This window comes from Xanthomonas sp. 3498 (assembly GCF_014199795.1).
Taxonomy (GTDB): domain Bacteria; phylum Pseudomonadota; class Gammaproteobacteria; order Xanthomonadales; family Xanthomonadaceae; genus Xanthomonas_A; species Xanthomonas_A rydalmerensis.
The window spans coordinates 423,424-443,117 of the sequence record NZ_JACHOH010000003.1 but is presented as its reverse complement, the minus strand read 5'-3'; the positions used below and the strand labels follow the sequence as shown (position 1 = coordinate 443,117).

Genomic DNA, 19,694 nt, shown 5'->3' with positions numbered 1-19,694 from the left:
GGGCCGCAGTGCGGCCCGTTCCGTGTCGCAAGCGCGGCAGGCCGGCTTACTTCAGCTTGGCGTCCGCGCGCAGTGCCTCGGCGCGGTCGGTCTTCTCCCACGAGAACGCGGTGGCCTGGTGCTGGGCGCCGGTGCCGTCGGTGTAGGTGAAGGCCTTCGGGGTACGGCCGAAATGGCCGTACGAGGCGGTCTGCTGGTACATCGGGTGGATCAGGTCGAGCATCTGGATGATGCCGAACGGACGCAGGTCGAAATGCTTGCGGATCAGCTTCTCGATCTTGTCGTCGGCGATCTTGCCGGTGCCGAAGGTGGTGACCGAGATCGAGGTCGGCTCGGCCACGCCGATGGCGTAGGAGACCTGCACTTCGCAACGGTCGGCCAGACCGGCGGCGACCACGTTCTTGGCGACGTAGCGCGCGGCATAGGCGGCCGAACGGTCGACCTTGGACGGATCCTTGCCGGAGAACGCGCCGCCGCCGTGGCGCGCCCAGCCGCCGTAGGTGTCGACGATGATCTTGCGCCCGGTCAGGCCGCAGTCGCCCACCGGCCCGCCGATGACGAACTTGCCGGTCGGGTTGATGTGGAACTTGGTGCCCTTGTGCAGCCACTTGGCCGGCAGCACCGGCTTGAGGATTTCCTCGCGCACGGCTTCGACCAGGTGCTTCTGCTTGATGTCCGGGTCGTGCTGGGTGGACAGCACCACCGCGTCGATGGCGGTCGCCACGCCGTCTTCGTAGCGCAGGGTGACCTGGCTCTTGGCGTCCGGGCGCAGCCACGCCAGCGGCGAGTTCTTCTTCTTGCGCACCTTGGCCTGCTGTTCGACCAGGCGGTGCGACAGGTGGATGGCGGCCGGCATGAAGCTGTCGGTCTCGCGGGTGGCGTAGCCGAACATCAGGCCCTGGTCGCCGGCGCCCTGTTCTTCCGGCTTCTTGCGGTCCACGCCCTGGTTGATGTCCGGCGACTGCTTGCCGATCAGGTTGAGCACGCCGCAGGTCTCGCCGTCGAAGCCGACGTCGGAGCTGTTGTAGCCGATGTCCAGGATCACCTTGCGGGTCAGCGCTTCCAGGTCGATCCAGGCGCTGGTGGTGATTTCGCCGGCGACGATCGCCACGCCGGTCTTGACCAGCGTTTCGCAGGCCACGCGCGCGCGCTTGTCCTGGGTCAGGATCGCGTCGAGCACCGCATCGGAGATCTGATCGGCGATCTTGTCCGGGTGGCCTTCGGAGACCGACTCGGAGGTGAAGAGATAGCTGGACATCGCGGCTATATCCTTGTATTCGGATGAAAAGATGGAGGCGAATGATACACGGGCGCCGGGCGGCGTGCATGGTGCCCGGGGCTGACGTTGCCCAAGGTTAACCGGTTGGCGCGCCACGGTGCGCCCGTCACCTTGCCGTAGCCAGATTGCAAGATCGGTGTCGCCGCCGCGGCCGAAGCTGTGCGCAGTCAGCAAGGGGGCTTGCCGTGCTCGCACTCGAACGCCGTCTTCAGGACCGCTACCCGCATTGGTTTGCCGGACGCCGCTCGCGGCTGGTCCGGCCATTGCTGCGCGGCCTGCAGAAATGGTCGGGACTGGACGCGCTGGACGCGTTCCTGGAGGCCAACCGCGACCTGCGCGGGTTCGCCCTGGTCCAGGCCGGACTGGATTTCCTGCAGGCCCGCTACGTGGTCGGGCCGACCGCCGCCGAGTGCATCCCGGCGCGCGGGCGCCTGCTGATCGTCGCCAACCACCCCTCCGGTGCGCTGGATGCGCTGGCGCTGCTGGACTGTGTCGGCCAGGTGCGGCGCGACGTGAAGATCGTCGCCAACGATTTCCTGTGGGCGCTGGAAGGGCTGCGCGACCTGCTGCTGCCGGTACGCATCCTCGGCGGTGCGCCGTCGCCGGCCAGCGTGCGGGCGATCGAGCAGGCGCTGGCGCAGGAGCAATGTGTGATCGTGTTCCCGGCAGGTGAAGTCTCGCGGCTGGGCTGGGGCGGCGTCGCCGACGGCCGCTGGCGCCGCGGCTTCCTGCGCTTCGCCCTGCGTAGTGCCGCGCCGGTGTTGCCGGTGCGCATCCATGCGCGCAACTCGGCGCTGTTCTATGGCGCCTCGGCGCTGTTCAAGCCGGCCGGGACTGCGTTGCTGGCGCGGGAGATGTTCGCCCGTCGCGAGCGCCGCATCGCGCTCAGCCTGGGCCGCGCCCGCGCGCTGCCGCAGGACCTGCCCGAAGCCGAGCTGATGCGGCGCCTGCGCAGCGAGCTGTATGCGCTCGGCCGCAGCGGCGGGCAGGCCGCGCCGAGCGAGGAAGCGCTGGTCGCCGCCGAGGACCCGGCGCAGCTGGCCGAGGAAGTAGCGAGCCTGCGCAGCCTCGGCCACACCCTGGACGGCAAGCAGATCCGCGTCGGCCGGCTGCGTGCCGGCTCGGCGCTGCTGCGCGAGATCGGCCGCCTGCGCGAGCTGACCTTCCGCGCGGTGGGCGAGGGCACCGGCCGGCGCCTGGACCTGGACGACTACGACACCTGGTACGAGCACATCGTGCTGTGGGACGGCGCCGCCACCCGCGTGGTCGGCGCCTACCGGGTCGCCCGCGGCGCGCCGGTGCTGGCCGAGCGCGGCCTGGCCGGTTTCTACACCGCCGAACTGTTCCGCTACGGCGAGGGCATGCTGCCGCGCATCGCCGCGGGCATGGAACTGGGCCGCAGCTTCGTTGTGCCTGATTACTGGGGCAGCCGCAGCATCGACTACCTGTGGCAGGGCATCGGCGCCTATCTGCAAGACCATCCGCAGGTGCGCTACCTGTTCGGCGCGGTGTCGATCAGCGCTGCGTTGCCGCAGCAGGCACGCGAGCAGATCGTGGCCTACTACGCGCGCTACTACGGCGACGCCAGCGGCGAAGCCGCCTCGGCGCGGCCGTTCCCGTATCCGGAAGCGCCGTCGGCGTTCGACGAACTGGACGCCGACACCGCCTTCAAGGTGCTCAAGGGCAACCTCGACGCGCTGGGCGCGGCGGTGCCGATGCTCTACAAGCAGTATACCGATCTGTGCGAACCCGGCGGCGCGCGCTTCCTTGCCTTCGGCGTGGATCCGGCGTTCAACGACGCTGTCGACGGCCTGATCGAGCTGGACCTGCAGCGCATCCGCAGCAAGAAGCGTGCGCGCTACCTCGAACGTCCCCGCAACGAAGCAGAGGTGGTGGCATGAATTCGGTCAGCAGCCTGTCGCCGCGCCGCGCGGTGTTCGTCTCCGACGTGCACCTGGGTGCGCCGCATTGCCATGCACGCGAACTGGCCGATTTCCTCGGCGGCCTACGCTGCGAACAGTTGTACCTGGTCGGCGACATCGTCGACTTCTGGTGGATGGCGCAGCGCCGCGCGGTGTGGAGCGCGGCGCACCAGCGCGTGATCGATGCACTGCATGCGCTGGCCCGTGGCGGCACCGAACTGATCTACGTTCCCGGCAACCACGACCGGCCGATCCGCCGCTTCTGCGGGCTGGCGCTGCCGGCGATGCAGGTGCGCCGGCGCGCGGTGCACGCCACCGCCGACGGACGCCGCCTGCTGGTGGTGCACGGCGACGACTACGACAGCGTGACCCAGTTCGGCGGCCTGCAGGAGAAGTTCGGCGACTGGCTGTACTACCGCATCCTCACCGGCAACCAGCTGACCAACCGCGTGCGCCGCCGCCTGGGCATGCGCTACTGGTCGCTGGCCGACTACCTGAAGCGGCAGAGCAGCGCGGCCGAGCGCTACATCGAGCGCTTCGTCACTGCCGGCCTGGACGACGCGCGCCGTCGCGGTCTGGACGGGGTGATCTGCGGCCATGTGCACCGCGCCGGCCTGTTCGAACGCGATGGCCTGGTCTACGCCAACGACGGCGACTGGGTGGAAAGCCTCACCGCGCTCGCCGAGGAGGCCGACGGCACGCTGCGCCTGCTCTCGCATCGCGGCGACGTGCTGCGCGAACTGCCGCCGCGCCTGCGGCTGGTGCAGGAGAACGCCTGGCCGCGCGCGGCCTGAGGCGGACGGTTCGCGCGCGGCTACGCTGCGCCGCTCTCTGCGGAGTTTCTGAGCACGTCGTGGACTGCGCATGCCGCAACCACGGTGCGGGTCGACCGGACGCAGCGATGCCACAGTGGCACTGGACGGCGGCGTAGAACTCGGCGTGACGTCCATTCCATGATGATCGACGTGGTGCGGATAGCGCCGCGGCGTGCGCTTGCCCGGCCTCCAGCGCATCGGGTCTACTGCGTTGCGATGGAGCGATACGCCCGGGCGGGAGCACATGGCCGCGCCCGGTTGTCGCTCCGGGCCATATCGCTGCGGCGCACCTGCGCCGCATCCCGATCAGTTCTGGAGCCGTGGAGCACGTGAAACCAGGGAAGGCAGTGTGCGGCCGGTCGCTGCGATCCGCATGGACGTGGTTGAGCCCGATCTGGTCGGCGTCTTGCAGCACGACCCTCCAGGCCCAGGCCACCACTGCACGCGCGTGGCAGCGGGCACGCGTCGGAGTGGCGTGCCTGGGCGTCCTGCTCGCGGCGTGCGGGACAGCGATCGCGCAGAACACGGTCTACGGCTGCACCGATGCCGAGGCACCGCGCAAACTCCCGGATGCGATGCTGTGCCTGCAGCAGGCCGGCCTGTCGACCTTGCACACAACCGGTGGCACGCGGATGGACGCGTTGTTCGCACGGGCCAAGGAACAGCTCGACGGCGGCCGCTTCGACGCCGCCGAGCAGGCGCTGGACTGCGCCGAGGCCAATATCGGCGATGCCGGCGACGCGCGATTGCGCTACGAGCTCACGCGCCGCCGCGGCATTCTCGATTTCCGTCGCGAACGCCTGCCGCAGGCGCTGGCGCGCTTCGAGTGCGCGGCCACGCTGTCCCGCTCGCTGCACGACCGCGTGGGGCAGGCGCGCGATCTGAACAACGTCGGTGCGGCGCTGCGCCGGCTCGGCGATTTTCGCGGCGCCCTGCGCAACCTGACGCTGAGCCTGGACCTGCAGCGTGCGCACGGCGCAGTAGCGGCGTCGGTGCTCACCAATATCGCCGACGTCTATCGCGAACTGCGCGAGTCCGACACCGCGATGCGCTACTACCGCGATGCGCTGGCCGCCAACCGCGCGCACGGCGATGCCATCGAGGCCGCGCACGTGCAGGAAACCATGGCCGAGCTGGCGCTCGACAGCGGCGACACGCCGCAAGCGCTGGCCTGGTTGCAGGAGGCCCTGGCCGTGTACCGCGCGCAGGGCCGCCGGGTGTACGAACTGCGTGTCCACGACGGCCTGATCCGTGCGGCGCTGGCGCTTGGCGATGTGGCGCAGGCGCAACGCTGGAGTTCCAGTGCGCTGGCGCTCGCCGAGGCGTGGGCGCTGCCGCTGCCATCGGCGCTGCAACTGCAACTGGCGCGGACGGCCCGGCTCGAAGGCAATGCCGCTGCGGCCGCGGCACGCCTGCGCGAGGCGCTGGCCGCGGCCGCCGGCGGCGATCCGGTGCGGGTGCCACTGCTGGAGGAACTGGCACGGCTGCAGGAAAGCAGTGGCGACACGGTGGCCACCATCGCCACCCTGCGGCGCGCGAACGCAGAAGCCGCCGCATTGGTGCGCGCGCAGCACGATCGCCAACTGGACTGGTTGCGGATCCGCTTCGACACCGCCGAAAAGCAGCGCACCATCGACGCCCTGCAAAGCGAAAACCGCCTGCGTCAGGTCCAGCTGCGCCAACGCACGCTGCTGCTGTGGCTGGCGCTGGTGTCCGGCGTTGCCGCCGTGCTGGGGGTCTGGCTGTTGCTGCAGCGTCGCCGGCAGCGCGAACGCGTGCTGCAGGCTGCCCAGCGGGTGCGCCACGAGGAGCAACTCGCCCGCTATCGGCGCGAGGCGAATGCACTGGCCGAGGACCGTGGCCTGCTGCAAACCTTGCTCGACAGCCGCGAGGATGCGCTGTGCCTGCTCGATGCCGAAGGCCAGGTCCTGGCCGCCAATCGTGCCGGCCGCCTGCTGCTTGGCGGCACGGACGATGCCGAACCGGTGGGGCAGACGGTGTTCGCTTGCGTTGCCGAGGGCGACCGCCCGGCGTTGCAGGCGGCGCTGGAGCGGATGGAAGACAGCCCCGCGCAGCGCCTCGAAGTCGCGGCACGCCACGGCACCCCGCTCGCCGCCACCTTCGCGCCCTGGCAGGGCGGCGATGGCCTGGTCGTTCTCGCCCTACAGGAGCGCGACGCTGGCGCCGTGTCGAACGCTGCGCAGGCCGAGGATCCGCAGGAGGCCGCCGCCGCGCCTGCGTTGCGTGATGCCTTCCGGCGCGCGCTGGTCGACCTGATGCTGGCGGTCATCGACACCTGGGAGCGCGCCACCGCGACCGGTCGCCTGGAGCTGGCCGAGCGCAGCCGGATCTGGCGCGTGAACATCGACGACGGCCGCCTGCGCGCGCGGGCGATGGAGCGCTACCTGGCGGTCTCCAAGTTGCCCAGCAACCCACGCTGGCGGGACGTGCTGCGCTCGGCCTATTTCGTGCTCGCGCACTGCGAGGGAATCTCGGCAGAGGCGCGCGCCGCGCTGCAGTCGCGGATCGACACGGTGCTGGCCTACACCCGACGGGACGCGCTCGGCTGAGCGTGCCTGGCCGCCCTGCTGGCGGCCGTTGGCCGCCCTGAGGAGCGAGCGCGCCTGCACGGTGGGTCAGCGCCCGCGCTTGGCCGGGCAGACCACGCACGCGCCCTTCAAGCCTTGTTCCATGCGATAGGTGCTGTGGTGGTCGCGGGCCAGGAAGGTCGTCGGGCCGAGCACGATGGGCTTGGCCGATCGCGACGGGGCCACCACCTCGCAATAGGCGGTGATGGTGTTCAGCGTATTCGTGTACGGCTCGTGGCTATCGACCACGCCGCATTTGTCCATCGTCTGCCGCAATTGCTCACCGTTGAAATCGAACTTCACCACCACCTCCGGTTCCTGGTCCTGCTCCAGGCACCAATCCGGCGGCAGGGTGTCGTGGCCGTGGGCGATCAGCGGCAAGCTCAGCAGGACCGCGACGACGGCGGCATGAAAGACGGAGCGGGAGGCAGGCATCGGAATCTCGCAATGCGCAGAAGGGAAGCCGCAGCCTACGAGTGACGCGACGGCCGATGCCAGCGCATCCACGGGTATAGACCGGGAACAAATCCGGCTAACGCATTGATTCTTCGATGGCGGCATTGTGCCGCGCCACAGGATTGCGCGCCCGCGACCGGTGGTGCTCGTATCCGGGCTTCGTCAATCCGACCCGGTTCATTCCATGGGTGACCCGGCTTCGCCCTCGTGCTGCGCCGTCGCCCTGCCTAGCCTGGAATCGCCGGATCGCACCGTGTGCCGATGCGGCGGTGGCCTTCCTCCGGGGGCGGTGCACGCATCCCAGCCATCTCCAATCCCTTCCATATAGCGAGAGAACGCTCATGAAGAAGAAGTTCCTTGTCGCAACCGCTCTGCTGGCGGGCAGCGTCGTCGGCACCCCTGCGCTGGCGGCCGAGAACCCGTTGGACCATGCCGGCATCCAGCACAACATGTACCTGGGCTGCCTGATGGACCTGAATGCCACGGCCGAGGACGCGCTGACCCTGCTGGTCAAGAAGTGCGGCTATGCCCCCGGCGTGCCGCTGGAGCGGTACATCGCCACGCAGCAGCCGATCGTCGACTCGATCGATCCGACGCGGTCCCTGACGGAAAACCTGCCCGCACTACGCCAGCAGTTCAATGCCTACGAGTACTCATTCCTCGTTCGCATGGATCAGATCGTCGAGAACGCCGCGGACATGGATGCCGCGGCGGCCCAGTTCGAGGCGCTGGAGCGCGAGGCCATCGCGCGGCTCGATCCCAAGTCCGAGAACGGCGCGCTGATCCTGGGCGGGCTGAGCGTGGCCAGGCATTCCAATGGCTACTGGTCCAAGCAGGCGGCCGAGAGCGGCGTCACTTCGAAAGGGCGGTTCTGGAAATGGCTGGCCGTCGTCGTGAGCGACGTGGGTGGCTATTTCCTCTCGAATCACGACGTCGGGGCGGCGGCCACGGTCTCCAGCCAGGCCCACGACGTGATCTTCGACACGGCGAGCCCGACTCCCAATCCGCAACCCTGAGTCGATCAATCTGCCGCCAGCCTTTCGGGAGACCCGATCGGGCCAGGCACGCCGAGGGGGGAAGGCCCGATGGGCGCCTTCCCCTGTATCGCATTGCGCCATGTGCCGGTGCGTCGGTGGTCGCCCTTTGCGGGGCCTGCGCAGGAACGTCGAGACCTGGCCACCTCTCTCTCCATCCATTGCACGAGAATGTTCATGAACAAAAAACTCCTTGTCGCGACCGCCGCCCTGCTGATCGGCAGTGCCTTCGGCGCGGCCCCCGCGCTGGCGGCCGAGAATCCGATGGAACAGGCCGGCATCCAGCACAACATGTACCTGGGCTGCCTGATGGACACCAACGCCCCGCCCGACGGGGCCCTCGCTGCGCTGGTCGAGAAGTGCGGCTACAACCCTGGCATGCCGCTGGAGCGCTTCATCGCCACGCGGCAGCCCATGGTGGATGCGATCGACCCGACCCGGCCGATGACCGAGAACCTGGCTGTACTGCGCCAGCAGTTAAGCGCCTACGAATTCTCGTTCATCGTGCGAATGGACCAGATCGTGCAGAACGCCCAGGACCTGGACGCGGCGGCGGTGCAATTCGAGGAACTGGAACGAGAAGGCATCGCGCGGCTCGATCCCAGGTCGAAGAGCGGCGCGCTGGTCCTGGGTGGGCTGAGCGTGGTCAGGCACTCCACGCGCTACTGGTCCAAATTTGCGGCCGACGCCTCATCGAGACAGGCTGCGCCCCCGCACACGGGCTGGGCGATCGTCGCAGCGAGTGATGCGATGGGCTACTTTCTCTTTGGTGACAGCGAAATGGCATCTGGCACCTCGTATTTGGCCTTTGGCATCCTGGTTTCACAGGGATATTTCCCACTCTACGCATCCGGAGAAATTTCCCCCTGATCCTGCTTCAGGCAGTGCAGATGAAATAAAGAAAGGCGTCCCCGACGGGGCGCCTCTCCCTGTCGGGCACATCGAGAATGCGGGTATCTCACCGCTGCGCATCGAGCACTGCATCGCTGCTAGCATCCCCCGATGGATTCCCTCACCCAGATCGTGCTCGGCGGCGCCGTTGCCGCGGCCATCGCGCCAGCTGCGCATCGGCGCGCGGCGCTGCTTGCGGGTGCCGCGCTCGGCACCGTGCCCGACCTCGATGCGCTGATCCTGCTGCCGCTGACCCGCGACCCGGTCACGCTGATGACGGTGCATCGCAGCGTCAGCCATTCGCTGTTCGTGCTGCCGTTGCTCGGCTGGCTGATCTGGTGGTTGTTCCGCCGCTTCGGCCACGGGCGGGTGGCCGAGGCGCCATGCCGCTGGTTCTGGGCGATCCAGCTGGCGCTGATCACCCATCCGTTGCTGGATGCGTTCACCGTCTATGGCACGCAGCTATGGTGGCCGCTAGGGCCGTCGCCGACGATGTGGTCGAGCGTGTTCATCATCGATCCCGCCTACACGTTGTGGCTGCTGCTGGCCTGCGCGATTGCCTGGTTCGCCCGCGCGCGGCGCGTGGCGCAGCAGGCGCTGCTGGCCGGGCTGATCCTGAGCAGCGCCTACCTGGGCTGGTCGCTGCTGGCCAAGCACCTGGTCGACCGGCAGGCCGACCGCGCGCTGGCGGCGATGGGCCTGGCGCAGGCGCCGCGCTTCTCGGTGCCGATGCCGTTCAACACGCTGTTATGGCGGGTGGTGGCGATGACGCCGAGCGGCTATGTGATCGGCGAGCGCTCGCTGGTCGCCGATCATGGGCCGATGCGCTTCCAGGGCTATCCCTCCAATACCCAGGCGCTGGCGCAGGTGCGCGACCTGCCGGCAGTGCAGCGGCTGACGTGGTTCAATCGCGGCTTCATGCGCGCGCAGGTCAAGGATGGCGAACTGGTGCTCAGCGACCTGCGCATGGGCCTGGAGCCGGACTACAACTTCAACTTCGCGGTGGCGCGGCAGCAGGGCGACGGCTGGGAGGCGATTCCACCGCGGCAACTGCAGGCTGCGTACCGGGCGCCGGTGGCACGTGGGCAGATTCGCGCAGCGCTGGCGCGGATGTGGCAACGGATCTGGGTCGAACCGGCGTCGCCCGTGCCGGTCGGCACGCAGGCATCGCCAGCGGCGCCGTGAGCGCCGCTCAGTACACCGTCGCGTGCGCCTGCACGAACGAATAGAAGAACACCGCGTCCGGGTCGCTTTGCACCTGCGCCATCTCCCGGCGCATGCCGGCCACGGTCTCCGCGTCCACCGCGCCGGCCTGCAGCAGCCTGTCGGCCGCCGACAGCAGCAGCTCTTCCCAGAATCCGATCATGGTCTTGCGCCGTGCCGGCTCGCGGTTGTCCAGGTGCAGGGTCTTGATCTCGGTGCTGACGTCGCGATACCCGCCGGCCAGCAGCAGGTTGCCGAGCTTGGCGCCGACGAAGGGGTCGCCGCCGTGGTCGTACTGGAAGTCGTTGAACGCCATCCAGTAGCGCCACACGTTCGGCGAGTAGGGGTGCAAAAGGAACGAGGCGTTCATCACCTCGGTCACGTACACCGGCGACCCCGGCGCCAGCACCCGCCGCACTTCGCTGAGTACCCGCGCCGGCGACGGCACGTGCTCCAGCACCCAGCACAGGAACGCCGCATCGAAGCTGCGCGGCTGGAACGGCAGGTCGCCGGCGTCGGCCTGCTGCAGCGTGTATCGGTCCTGGCACCAGGGCATGCGCTGCAGGTTGTCGCGCGCGGCTTGCAGCTGCGCCTCGCTCAGGTCGATGCCGGTGACGTGTAGCTCCGGGAAGCGCCGCAGCAAGACTTCGGTCTGCGCGCCGACGCCGCTGCCCACCTCCAGCAGGCGCCGCGCGCCGGTGTAGTCGATCTGATTGAACAGGGTGGCTTCGAGCAGCCGCGCCTGTTTCAGCAGGCGTGCCTGTTCGGTCTCGGAATAGCCGTGCAGATAGGTCGGAGTCTCGGCAGATGCGCTCATGGCGGTGCTCCAGGAAGAAGGCGTCAGGCGGCAGCGGACAAGGCGGGCGGCACCCCGGCGATCAGTGCGTCGAAGTAGTCGGCGGTCAGCGCCAGTTGCGCCTGTGCGCTCTCGGCGCGGTTGACCACGGCGCGGAACGCGGCGTTCTCCGGCCGGTCCTTGGCGTACCAGCCCAGGTGCTTGCGCGCGATGCGCACGCCCTGCACCTCGCCGTAGAAGTCGTGCAGGGCCTGCAGGTGGCCGAGCAGGGTGTCGCGCACGAACGTCAGCGACGGCGCCGGGCGCAGTTCGCCGGTGGCCAGGTAGTGCGCGATCTCGCCGAAGATCCACGGCCGGCCCTGCGCCGCGCGCCCGACCATCACCGCGTCGGCGCCGGTCGCGGCCAGCACCTGTGCCGCCTTCTGCGGCGAATCGATGTCGCCGTTGGCGATCACCGGAATGCGCAGCATCGCCTTGATCTGCGCGATGGTCGCGTACTCGGCGTGGCCGCTGTAATGCTGGTCGCGGGTGCGCCCGTGCACCGCCAGCGCGGCGATGCCGCAGTCCTCGGCGATGCGCGCGATGATCGGGCCGTTGCGGTGGTCGCAGTCCCAGCCGGTGCGGATCTTCAGCGTCACCGGTACCGGCGAGGCCTTCACCACCGCGGTGAGGATGCGCGCCACCAGCGCCTCGTCGCGCATCAGCGCCGAGCCGGCCCAGGCGTTGCACACCTTCTTCGCCGGGCAGCCCATGTTGATGTCGATCAGTTGCGCGCCGTGGTCGGCGTTGTAGCGCGCGGCCTCGGCCAGCTGCTGCGGTTCGGTGCCGGCGATCTGCACGCTGACCGGGTCCGGCTCGCCGGCGTGGTCCATGCGCTGCAGCGACTTGCGGGTCTGCCAGAAGCGCGGATCGGAGATGGTCATCTCCGACACCGCCAGGCCGGCGCCCAGGCGCTTGCACAGCAGCCGGAACGGCTTGTCGGTGACCCCGGCCATCGGTGCCAGGATCACCTTCGGTTCGATCGTGTAGGGGCCGATGCGCATGCCGCTAGTGTAGCGGGCATGCGTATCGTCGCGCCGCAGTCGCGCCGCCCTCCGCGGCCGCAGACGCCGCGCGCGTCAGCGGATCAGCTGGTACAGCTCGAAGCCGTTGTCCTTGCCGTCCAGGATCAGCAGCAGTTCGTTGGGTCCCAGCGCGACCAGGCGGCCGACGCTGTTGCCGTGTGTGCCGTCGGAGACATGGCCAGGGGCGTAGGTCGCTTCAGGCTCGTCGTTCACCGTGCTGGCGCCGAGGAAGGCCAGTTCGTGGCTGCCGGCGGCCAGCGGATACAGGGTGCCGCTGCGGCGCTGCGAGCCGCTGGTCTTGCTCAGGTGATAGCCGCAGGCATCGCTGCGGATCTCGGCCTTGAAGTACGGATAGGCATAGGCGAAGTGCGGGTCGACCTGGATCGAGCGCACCTTCCAGCGGCCTTCAAGCTTGCCGGGCTGCTGCGGCGTCTGCGCGCGCTGCAGCAAGGTGCGCGCCAGCGTGGCGCCTGCTTCCTGCTCGGCATCGTCGTAACGTGGTGCGATCACCTGTTGCAGGCGCTCGGCGGACACGGTCACCGCCGCGCGGTCGGCATCGGCGGCCAGGCTGTTCCAGTCGCAGCGCGGTGCAGCGGCAGCGCACAGCGGGAGCAGCAGCGCGCACAGCGCGCCGAACGGCAGCAGGGAATGACGGGGCATCGGGAACTCCTTGTCGGATGCGGCCGGCACGGCGGCCGGCGGTGTTGTGGTCAGGGAAACGCGGCAATCGCGGCGATGCGGATCGCCGCGCGCAGGCTCAGGCGGGGTCCGGGGTCAGCCGCGGCATCGATGCCGCCGCGCCCTCGGCTTCGGTGGAGCGCGCCGCGTAGTGATTGGCGAAACGCACGTGGGTGGCGAACGCGGCGTTCGGCGACTGCGCCAGCGAGGCCACCAGGGCGCCGTTGAAGGCATCGCCGGCGCCGGTGGTGTCCACCGTGTGCGCGGTCTCGGCGCCGATCCGGTAGTAGGGCTGGGTGTCGCCGCGCAGGCGCTCCTCGGGATGCGAGATGAACGCGCCGACCGCGCCCAGCGTCACCACCACGGTGCCGCCCGGCAGCAGCTTGCGGCATAGCGCGTGCAGGCTGCCGCCATCGGTGGCGGCGACGTCGTCGGCGTCCACACGCGCGCCGACATGGCGCGCCAGCAGAGCGGCGAACTCGGTTTCGTTGGGGGTCAGCACGTCGGCCAGCTTGAGCAGGCCGATGCTGGTCTGCGCGTTGGCCGGGGCGGCGTTGAGCACCGTGGTCAGGCCGGCCTCCCGCGCCAGCGCCAGGGTGGCCTCGATGGTCTCGATCGGCGACTCCAGCTGCGCCAGCAACACCCGCGCCGATCCCAACAGCGCGCGCTGCGCCTGCACGAAGTCCAGGCTCAACGCGGCGTTGGCGCCGGCGCCGATGACGATGGTGTTGCGGCCGTGGCCGTCGACGTAGATGCCGCCGGTGCCGGTCGGCTCGGTGCTGGCCTCTGCGACCAGGGCGATGCCGTCCTGCGCCGCCAGGCCACGCGCCATCGTGCCGCCGGCATCGTCGCCGAGCGCACAGACGAAGCTGGTACGTGCGCCGGCGCGGGCCGCCGCCACCGCCTGGTTGAAGCCCTTGCCGCCGGGGCCGGTGCTGTAGCGGCCGGCGATGGTCGCCCCCGGTGCGGGCAGATTCTCGCAACGCCACACATGGTCGACATTGAACGAACCGACGACGATGACCGAACTCATAGGCATGTACTGCTTCTCGACAGGAACTGGAAAAAAAGAAAACCGGTGCGGCGGATGCTGCGGCCGGATCACGCGAAGTGCGACAGCACCCCGGCGATGGTCGCGGTCATGAAGGTGGCGATCGAGCCGCCCAGCACCGCGCGCAGGCCGAAACGGGCCAGGTCGTGCCGGCGCTCGGGGGCCAGGCCACCGATGCCGCCGATCTGGATCGCGATCGAGCTGAAGTTGGCGAAGCCGCACAACGCGTAGGTGGCGACCAGCCGGCCTTCCGCGCTCAGGCTCACGCCCGGCACCTGACCCTGGACGATACGCGACAGCTCGGTATACGCGACGAACTCGTTGATGACCACCTTTTGGCCGATCAGCGAACCGACCGTGGTCGCATCCGGCCACGGCGTGCCGATCACCCAGGCCACCGGCGCCAATACGTAGCCGAAGATGGTGGACAGGTTGGTCGGGCGGCCCAGGGCGGAGGCCAGGCCGGTGACGTCGCCGAGCCAGGTCAGCGGGGCGTTGACCAGCGCGATCAGGGCGATGAACGCCAGCAGCATCGCGCCGATGTTCAGCGCCAGGCGCAGGCCGTCGCCGGCACCGGCGGCGGCGGCGTCGATCACATTGCTGGTGGTCTTCTCCACTTCCATCTTGACCGTGCCGCGGGTCAGCGGCGTGCCGGTCTCCGGGATCAGCAGCTTGGCCACCACCAGCGTCGCCGGCGCGGCCATGATGCTGGCCGCCAGCAGATGCTTGGCGTAGAACGCCTGCTGCGCCGGATCGCCGCCGCCGAGCATGCCCACGTAGGCCGCCAGCACGCCGCCGGCGATGTGCGCCATGCCGCCGATCATCATCGTCAGCAACTCGGACTCGGTCATGCGCGGGATGTACGGGCGCACCGTCAGCGGCGCCTCGGTCTGGCCGATGAACACGCTCGCGCACACGCTGGTGGTCTCGGCGCCGGACACGCGCATCACCTTGGTGATCGCCCACGCCATCACCCGCACCACCGCCTGCATCACCCCCAGGTGGTACAGCACGCCCATCAGCGCGGAGAAGAAGATGATGGTCGGCAGCACCTGGAAGGCGAAGATGAAGCCATAGGTCTTGGTGTCGAGCAGGCTGCCGAAGATGAAGCTGGAGCCTTCGTTGACGAAGCTCAGCACCTTGACGAACACCTGGCCGAGCCAGTCGAACACCTCGCGCCCGCCCGGGACCAGCAGCACCAGCGAGGCGAAACCGATCTGCAGGACCAGGCCGGTCGCGACCAGCTTCCAGTCCACCGCTCGGCGGTTGTTGGAGAACAGCCAGGTGATCCCGATCAACACCGCCAAACCGAACAGGCCGAAGCCGATCCTTCCCAATCCCTCGACCATCTGCGTCCCCGGTCCCCGACCAAAGACGGGAAGCCTAGTGCAGGGGGTGACGGCCGGCAAGGCGAGGCGTGTTCAGTCGGGGGATTCGGGAGTCGGGATTGGGGATTCGCAAGAGCGGGGCGCCCCCGCTGCCGCCGACGGGGCCTTGCCGCGGCGCCGCTACACTGTGCGGCCACCCGCCGGCCTTGCCGCGGGTTCGCTCAGCAGGAGGAGTTGCCATGCATTACCGTCGCCTCGGTGCCACCGGGCTGCACCTGTCCGCGCTGTCGTTCGGCGCCTGGATCAACTTCGGCGGGCAGACCGGCCGCGACGAAGCGCGCAACCTGATCGCCGCCGCCTGGGACCACGGCATCAATTTCTTCGACAACGCCGAGGTCTATGCGCACGGCCGCGCCGAGCAGGTGATGGGCGACGTGATCGCCGACCTGCGGCTGCCGCGGGACGGCTTCTGCGTGTCCAGCAAGGTCTACTTCGGCGCCGTGGAATCGCCGCGCCCGACCCAGCGCGGGCTCTCGCGCAAGCACGTCACCGACGCCTGCCATGCCGCGCTCAAGCGCTTGCGGGTGGAGTATCTGGATCTGTATTACTGCCATCGTCCCGATCCGGACACGCCGGTGGAGGAAACCGTGCGCGCGATGGACGCGCTGATCTGCCAGGGCAAGGTGCTGTACTGGGGCACCTCCGAGTGGCCGGCCGAGCGCATCCGCGAGGCGGCGCATGTGGCGCGCGCGCTGGGCCTGCACGGGCCGTCGATGGAACAGCCGCAATACAACCTGCTGCATCGCGAGCGCGTGGAGCAGGAGTACGCGCCGCTGTACGCCGAGCTGGGCCTGGGCACCACCATCTGGTCGCCGCTGGCCTCGGGCCTGCTGACCGGCAAGTACAACGACGGCATCGATCCGGCCTCGCGGCTGGGCCAGGAGCGCAATGCCTGGCTGCAGCAGGAGGTCATCGGGCCGCCGGCGCAGCGCCGGGTCGAGCGCGCGCGCGCCTTCACCGCGCTGGCCGCCGACGAGGGCGTGGCGCCGGCGTCGCTGGCGATCGCCTGGTGCCTGCGCAACCCGCACGTCTCGACGGTGATCCTTGGCGCCAGCCGGGTCGCGCAATTGCTGGAGAACCTGGCCGCGCTGGAATTGGCCGAGCGCGACGACGCGGCGTGGTGGGAGCGGGTCGAAGCCGCCGTGCGCTGAGGACGGCACTTGCTTGCCCCGTCACGATGTCGTGGCGGCGCAAGCGAGAGGGTTCGTGTCGATCTTTGAAATCTTTCGGGATCTGCATTTTGATCGGTACTGCGAATCGAATCGGGCGAGAATGGGTCTTGATTAAGTATTGAGAATCATTATCATCTCGATGCACCCCGTGGATGGAGTTCGACCATGACCGCTCAACCCGTGCTGTTGCGTCACCCCGACACCCTGAGCCTGCGCGAGCGCACCGTGCCGCGCGCGGTGCCGGCCGAAGAAACCATCAGCAGCCAGGCGCTGCTCAAGGGCCGCCGCGAAGTGCTGATCCAGCACGGCGACCGCGTCTATCGCCTGCGCCACACCAGCAACGACAAGCTGATCCTGACCAAGTAATGCCCTCCGGCCGCCGCGCGCGGCCGGCCTCCCGCTCGACCTGCCGCCACCTGGCCGACGCCCTTGCGCGTCGGTCGCGGCCGCCTCGCAGTCGCGATCCTTTTCTCCCCCTCGGCCAGGCGCGGACCCCGCGCCGTGCCGGTCGAGGGTCTTCCGCGACCACCGATGCTCTCCATGTTCCGTACCGCTCCGCTGACCGGCGCGCTGTGGCTGGCTCTTGCCGCCGGCGCGCATGCCGCTCCCGCTTCCGCCGCAGACGACGACGCCAGTGCGGCGGCGGCCATCCGCGATTTCGACCGCCTACAGGTCACCGCCACCCGTACCCAGCGCGCCATCGTCGACGTGCCCGGCAGTGTCGATGTGATCGATCGCGAACAGATGGACCGCACGTTGGTCCACGACCTGAAGGATCTGCTGCGCTACACGCCTGGCGTATCTGCTACCGGCAACAGCGGCCGCTTCAGCGGCATCGGCGGCATCCGCATCCGCGGCCTGGACGGCAACCGCGTGCTGATCCAGACCGACGGCATCCCGGTCTCGGATACCTTCAGCTTCGGCAGTTACCTCAATGCCAACCGCAACTTCGTCGACATGGACACGCTCAAGCGCGTGGAGATCGTGCGCGGCCCGGCCAGCGCCCTGTACGGCTCGGATGCGCTCGGTGGCGTGGTCGCCTATGTCACCAAGGATCCGGCCGACTACCTGGCGCCGGGCAAGGACCGCTACGTCGGCCTGAAGTTCGGCTACGAGAGCGAGTGGAAGGGGCTGTTCGCCGGCGCGCTGGTCGCCTTCGGCGGCGACCGCTGGAGCGGCATGGCCGCGGTCAGCCATCGCCAGGGCCAGGAAAGCGAGACCCAGGGCGACAACCGCAGCACCGGCGCCGCCCGCACCGCGCCCAATCCGCTCAGCAGCGACGGCCGCAGCCTGCTCAGCAAGCTGGTCTACGCGCCCAGCGCCAACCAACGTTGGAAGTTGACCGTCGAAGGCAACGAGGACTACTCCCGCATCGACGCGCTGAGCAATGTCACCGCCAGCATCCTGTCGCAGCGCGGCCGCGACCATCAGACCCGTGCCCGCGTGTCGCTGGGACACGAGATCGACCAACTCGGCATGCTGCTCGCCGATGACCTGCAGTGGCAGTTGTACCGTCAGGATAGCCAGAGCCTGCAGCGCACCGACGAACGCCGCAGCAATGGCACGCTGCGGCACATGGAGCACGACTTCGACCAGCGCCTGTACGGCCTGCAGGCCAATCTGCACAAGCGGGTGGAGCAGGGCAGCGCCGTGCACGACATCAGCTACGGCATCGATCTGTCGCACACCGACACCCACGAAAAGCGCGACGGCCACACGCTGACGCTGCGCACCGGCGCGATCAGCAAGACCGTGGGCATGGAGACCTTCCCGGTCCGCGACTTCCCGATCACCGAGACGGTCAAGGCCGGCGCCTACCTGCAGGACGAGATCGCACTGGCCGACGGCCGTTTCAGCCTGATCCCGGCGCTGCGTGCCGACTACTATCGGCTGTCGCCGCAGGTCGATGCGATCTTCGCCACCGACAATCCCGGCGTGGCGGCGAAGAAGATCAGCGACCGCAACGTCTCGCCCAAGCTCGGCGCGATCTGGCGCCTGGACGATGCCTGGTCGCTGTACGCCAACTATGCGCACGGCTTCCGCGCGCCGCCCTACAACGACGTCAATATCGGCTTCACCAATCTGTTGATCGGCTACACCGCGATCGCCAATCCCGACCTGAAGCCGGAGACCAGTCGCGGCGCCGAACTGGGCGTGCGCTACGCCGGTCCGGCCGTCTACGCCGGACTGAGCGCCTACCGCAACGCCTACCGCGATTTCATCGAGTCCTATCGCTTCGTCGGCTTCAACGCCGACGGCTTGATGCTGTATCAATCGCGCAACGTCGACCGGGTGACCATCCGCGGCGTGGAGGCCAAGGCCGGCATCGACTTCGGCGCACTCGATGCGCGCTGGAGCGGCTGGTCGTTGCAGGCCAGCGCCGCCTATGCGCGTGGCGACAACCGCACCGACGGCACGCCGCTCAACTCGGTGGACCCGCTGCGCGGCGTGCTCGGCCTGGGCTACGACCGCAGCACCTGGGGCACGCAACTGGTCGCCACCGCGGTGGCGAAGAAGCGCCGGCCGGAACTGCCGAGCTACTACACGCCGGCCGGCTACGCGACGCTGGACCTGCTCGCGCACTGGCGCTTCACCGAAGGCGCGCGGCTGGACGTGGGCGTGTTCAACCTGGCCGACCGCCGCTACATCGACTGGAACATGCTGCCTGGCGCGACCCTGGCCAGCAGCAGCGTGCTCGATCGCTACACCGGCGCCGGGCGCAACGTCTCGGTCAGCCTGGCGCTGGACTGGTAGCCGCGCATGCGCACGGCCGCGCCAGCGCGTACCGGCCCGGAGCGGATCGCCGCTGCGCCGCTGCCGCGCCCGGCGCAGCTGGTCGCACTGGGCACCGTGTTGTGTCTGTACCGCGCCCGCACCGGCGCCGAACTGATCGGCTGGCGACACGCCTGCAGCGTGGCCGCGCACCTGGACGTGGACTGCGATGGCGTGCTGGAGAGCCTGCGCTTCTACGATCGCCAGCAGCAGTGCTGCTGGCGCCTGTACCTGCTGCCCGACAGCGATTTCGTCGCCTGGGACATGCTGCTGTCGGCGCTGCCCGCAGCGCAGGATGCCGCCGACGGCGGCGTCGCCGAGCGGCTGTGGCGGCGCGTCGCCGGCCGTTTGCGCGGCGATGGCTGGCACGCGCGGGCGCTGCGCCTGCACGCGGCCGATGGCGTGCTGGCGGCCAGCGTCGCCGGCGTGTCGCCGCTCGGCGCCAGCATCGCCCGCCGCATCGCACGCCTGGAAGCGGCCGAGGGCGATGTGCTGGTCGACGACTGCTGCTGCGCCCGCGCCGGACGCCCTGCGCCGCGCCCCGATCCCGACCGGCCGTGGCCGCTGCTGCGGTTGTGAGCGGCC

The 19,694-nt window shown here is 69.3% G+C and carries 17 protein-coding genes; 10 read left to right on the top strand and 7 right to left on the bottom strand.

What is annotated here, in order from left to right; translation table 11 throughout:
• Nucleotides 1-46 precede the first annotated feature (46 nt).
• Nucleotides 47-1,258 carry a methionine adenosyltransferase gene (gene metK, locus GGR66_RS11790; protein ID WP_010342184.1) on the bottom strand — a complete coding sequence of 404 codons (1,212 nt, stop codon included), beginning with the start codon at nucleotides 1,256-1,258 and terminating at the stop codon, nucleotides 47-49.
• Nucleotides 1,259-1,464: 206 nt separating this feature from the next.
• Here metK and GGR66_RS11785 point away from each other — a divergent pair, with 206 nt between their 5' ends.
• The 3 genes from GGR66_RS11785 to GGR66_RS11775 all read left to right on the top strand — a co-directional run bounded on the left by GGR66_RS11785 (nucleotide 1,465) and on the right by GGR66_RS11775 (nucleotide 6,586).
• Nucleotides 1,465-3,180: a lysophospholipid acyltransferase family protein gene (locus GGR66_RS11785; protein WP_184448349.1), complete on the top strand. Its 1,716-nt coding sequence runs from the start codon at nucleotides 1,465-1,467 to the stop codon at nucleotides 3,178-3,180.
• Nucleotides 3,177-3,995: a UDP-2,3-diacylglucosamine diphosphatase gene (locus GGR66_RS11780; RefSeq protein WP_184448348.1), complete on the top strand. Its 819-nt coding sequence runs from the start codon at nucleotides 3,177-3,179 to the stop codon at nucleotides 3,993-3,995. The genes GGR66_RS11785 and GGR66_RS11780 overlap by 4 nt, the downstream gene beginning before the upstream one ends.
• Before the next feature lie 653 nt (nucleotides 3,996-4,648).
• Nucleotides 4,649-6,586, top strand: a complete 1,938-nt coding sequence (locus tag GGR66_RS11775; RefSeq protein WP_184448347.1) for a tetratricopeptide repeat protein — start codon at nucleotides 4,649-4,651, stop codon at nucleotides 6,584-6,586.
• A 66-nt stretch (nucleotides 6,587-6,652) separates the two neighbouring features.
• On the opposite strand, the gene GGR66_RS11770 is transcribed toward GGR66_RS11775, so the two are convergent.
• Entirely contained in the window at nucleotides 6,653-7,039 is a 387-nt protein-coding gene (locus GGR66_RS11770; RefSeq protein WP_184448346.1) for a hypothetical protein, read from the bottom strand.
• Nucleotides 7,040-7,401: 362 nt separating this feature from the next.
• On the opposite strand from GGR66_RS11770, the gene GGR66_RS11765 reads away from it, so the two are divergent.
• The 3 genes from GGR66_RS11765 to GGR66_RS11755 all read left to right on the top strand — a co-directional run bounded on the left by GGR66_RS11765 (nucleotide 7,402) and on the right by GGR66_RS11755 (nucleotide 10,170).
• Nucleotides 7,402-8,076 carry a hypothetical protein gene (locus GGR66_RS11765; RefSeq protein ID WP_160966689.1) on the top strand — a complete coding sequence of 225 codons (675 nt, stop codon included), beginning with the start codon at nucleotides 7,402-7,404 and terminating at the stop codon, nucleotides 8,074-8,076.
• 195 nt (nucleotides 8,077-8,271) lie between these two features.
• Nucleotides 8,272-8,964, top strand: coding sequence for a hypothetical protein (locus tag GGR66_RS11760; RefSeq protein ID WP_255421667.1), 693 nt, complete (start codon nucleotides 8,272-8,274; stop codon nucleotides 8,962-8,964).
• 132 nt (nucleotides 8,965-9,096) lie between these two features.
• Complete coding sequence (locus tag GGR66_RS11755; RefSeq protein WP_184448345.1) at nucleotides 9,097-10,170, top strand: metal-dependent hydrolase; 1,074 nt, start codon at nucleotides 9,097-9,099, stop codon at nucleotides 10,168-10,170.
• A gap of 7 nt (nucleotides 10,171-10,177) precedes the next feature.
• Here the strand turns inward: GGR66_RS11755 and GGR66_RS11750 are convergent, their stop codons facing one another.
• The 5 genes from GGR66_RS11750 to GGR66_RS11730 form a co-directional block, all read right to left on the bottom strand.
• Complete coding sequence (locus GGR66_RS11750) at nucleotides 10,178-11,005, bottom strand: class I SAM-dependent methyltransferase (protein ID WP_184448344.1); 828 nt, start codon at nucleotides 11,003-11,005, stop codon at nucleotides 10,178-10,180.
• Between the two features lie 23 nt (nucleotides 11,006-11,028).
• Nucleotides 11,029-12,027, bottom strand: coding sequence for a tRNA dihydrouridine synthase DusB (dusB, locus tag GGR66_RS11745; protein ID WP_184448343.1), 999 nt, complete (start codon nucleotides 12,025-12,027; stop codon nucleotides 11,029-11,031).
• 75 nt (nucleotides 12,028-12,102) lie between these two features.
• Nucleotides 12,103-12,708: a DUF4893 domain-containing protein gene (locus GGR66_RS11740; RefSeq protein WP_184448342.1), complete on the bottom strand. Its 606-nt coding sequence runs from the start codon at nucleotides 12,706-12,708 to the stop codon at nucleotides 12,103-12,105.
• A 97-nt stretch (nucleotides 12,709-12,805) separates the two neighbouring features.
• Nucleotides 12,806-13,759 carry a ribokinase gene (locus GGR66_RS11735; protein ID WP_160966699.1) on the bottom strand — a complete coding sequence of 318 codons (954 nt, stop codon included), beginning with the start codon at nucleotides 13,757-13,759 and terminating at the stop codon, nucleotides 12,806-12,808.
• Nucleotides 13,760-13,827: 68 nt separating this feature from the next.
• Nucleotides 13,828-15,126 (bottom strand): nucleoside transporter C-terminal domain-containing protein, encoded by a 1,299-nt coding sequence (locus GGR66_RS11730; protein ID WP_160948067.1) that lies wholly within the window; start codon nucleotides 15,124-15,126, stop codon nucleotides 13,828-13,830.
• Nucleotides 15,127-15,344: 218 nt separating this feature from the next.
• Between GGR66_RS11730 and GGR66_RS11725 the strand changes: the two genes are divergently transcribed.
• The 4 genes from GGR66_RS11725 (at nucleotide 15,345) to GGR66_RS11710 (ending at nucleotide 19,688) form a co-directional block, all read left to right on the top strand.
• Nucleotides 15,345-16,316 (top strand): aldo/keto reductase, encoded by a 972-nt coding sequence (locus GGR66_RS11725; RefSeq protein ID WP_184448341.1) that lies wholly within the window; start codon nucleotides 15,345-15,347, stop codon nucleotides 16,314-16,316.
• Between the two features lie 186 nt (nucleotides 16,317-16,502).
• Nucleotides 16,503-16,703 carry a hemin uptake protein HemP gene (locus tag GGR66_RS11720; RefSeq protein ID WP_160966701.1) on the top strand — a complete coding sequence of 67 codons (201 nt, stop codon included), beginning with the start codon at nucleotides 16,503-16,505 and terminating at the stop codon, nucleotides 16,701-16,703.
• Between the two features lie 174 nt (nucleotides 16,704-16,877).
• Nucleotides 16,878-19,091: a TonB-dependent hemoglobin/transferrin/lactoferrin family receptor gene (locus tag GGR66_RS11715; RefSeq protein WP_184448340.1), complete on the top strand. Its 2,214-nt coding sequence runs from the start codon at nucleotides 16,878-16,880 to the stop codon at nucleotides 19,089-19,091.
• Nucleotides 19,092-19,097: 6 nt separating this feature from the next.
• Nucleotides 19,098-19,688, top strand: coding sequence for a Hemin transport protein (locus GGR66_RS11710; RefSeq protein WP_184448339.1), 591 nt, complete (start codon nucleotides 19,098-19,100; stop codon nucleotides 19,686-19,688).
• Nucleotides 19,689-19,694 lie beyond the last annotated feature (6 nt).

Coding starts and splice junctions, on each gene's coding strand:
- metK (WP_010342184.1), bottom strand. CDS start 1,258: ATGTCCAGCTATCTCTTCACCTCCGAGTCGGTCTCCGAAGGCCACCCG.
- GGR66_RS11780 (WP_184448348.1), top strand. CDS start 3,177: ATGAATTCGGTCAGCAGCCTGTCGCCGCGCCGCGCGGTGTTCGTCTCC.
- GGR66_RS11775 (WP_184448347.1), top strand. CDS start 4,649: ATGGACGCGTTGTTCGCACGGGCCAAGGAACAGCTCGACGGCGGCCGC.
- GGR66_RS11770 (WP_184448346.1), bottom strand. CDS start 7,039: ATGCCTGCCTCCCGCTCCGTCTTTCATGCCGCCGTCGTCGCGGTCCTG.
- GGR66_RS11765 (WP_160966689.1), top strand. CDS start 7,402: ATGAAGAAGAAGTTCCTTGTCGCAACCGCTCTGCTGGCGGGCAGCGTC.
- GGR66_RS11760 (WP_255421667.1), top strand. CDS start 8,272: ATGAACAAAAAACTCCTTGTCGCGACCGCCGCCCTGCTGATCGGCAGT.
- GGR66_RS11755 (WP_184448345.1), top strand. CDS start 9,097: ATGGATTCCCTCACCCAGATCGTGCTCGGCGGCGCCGTTGCCGCGGCC.
- GGR66_RS11750 (WP_184448344.1), bottom strand. CDS start 11,005: ATGAGCGCATCTGCCGAGACTCCGACCTATCTGCACGGCTATTCCGAG.
- dusB (WP_184448343.1), bottom strand. CDS start 12,027: ATGCGCATCGGCCCCTACACGATCGAACCGAAGGTGATCCTGGCACCG.
- GGR66_RS11740 (WP_184448342.1), bottom strand. CDS start 12,708: ATGCCCCGTCATTCCCTGCTGCCGTTCGGCGCGCTGTGCGCGCTGCTG.
- GGR66_RS11735 (WP_160966699.1), bottom strand. CDS start 13,759: ATGAGTTCGGTCATCGTCGTCGGTTCGTTCAATGTCGACCATGTGTGG.
- GGR66_RS11730 (WP_160948067.1), bottom strand. CDS start 15,126: ATGGTCGAGGGATTGGGAAGGATCGGCTTCGGCCTGTTCGGTTTGGCG.
- GGR66_RS11725 (WP_184448341.1), top strand. CDS start 15,345: ATGCATTACCGTCGCCTCGGTGCCACCGGGCTGCACCTGTCCGCGCTG.
- GGR66_RS11720 (WP_160966701.1), top strand. CDS start 16,503: ATGACCGCTCAACCCGTGCTGTTGCGTCACCCCGACACCCTGAGCCTG.
- GGR66_RS11715 (WP_184448340.1), top strand. CDS start 16,878: ATGTTCCGTACCGCTCCGCTGACCGGCGCGCTGTGGCTGGCTCTTGCC.
- GGR66_RS11710 (WP_184448339.1), top strand. CDS start 19,098: ATGCGCACGGCCGCGCCAGCGCGTACCGGCCCGGAGCGGATCGCCGCT.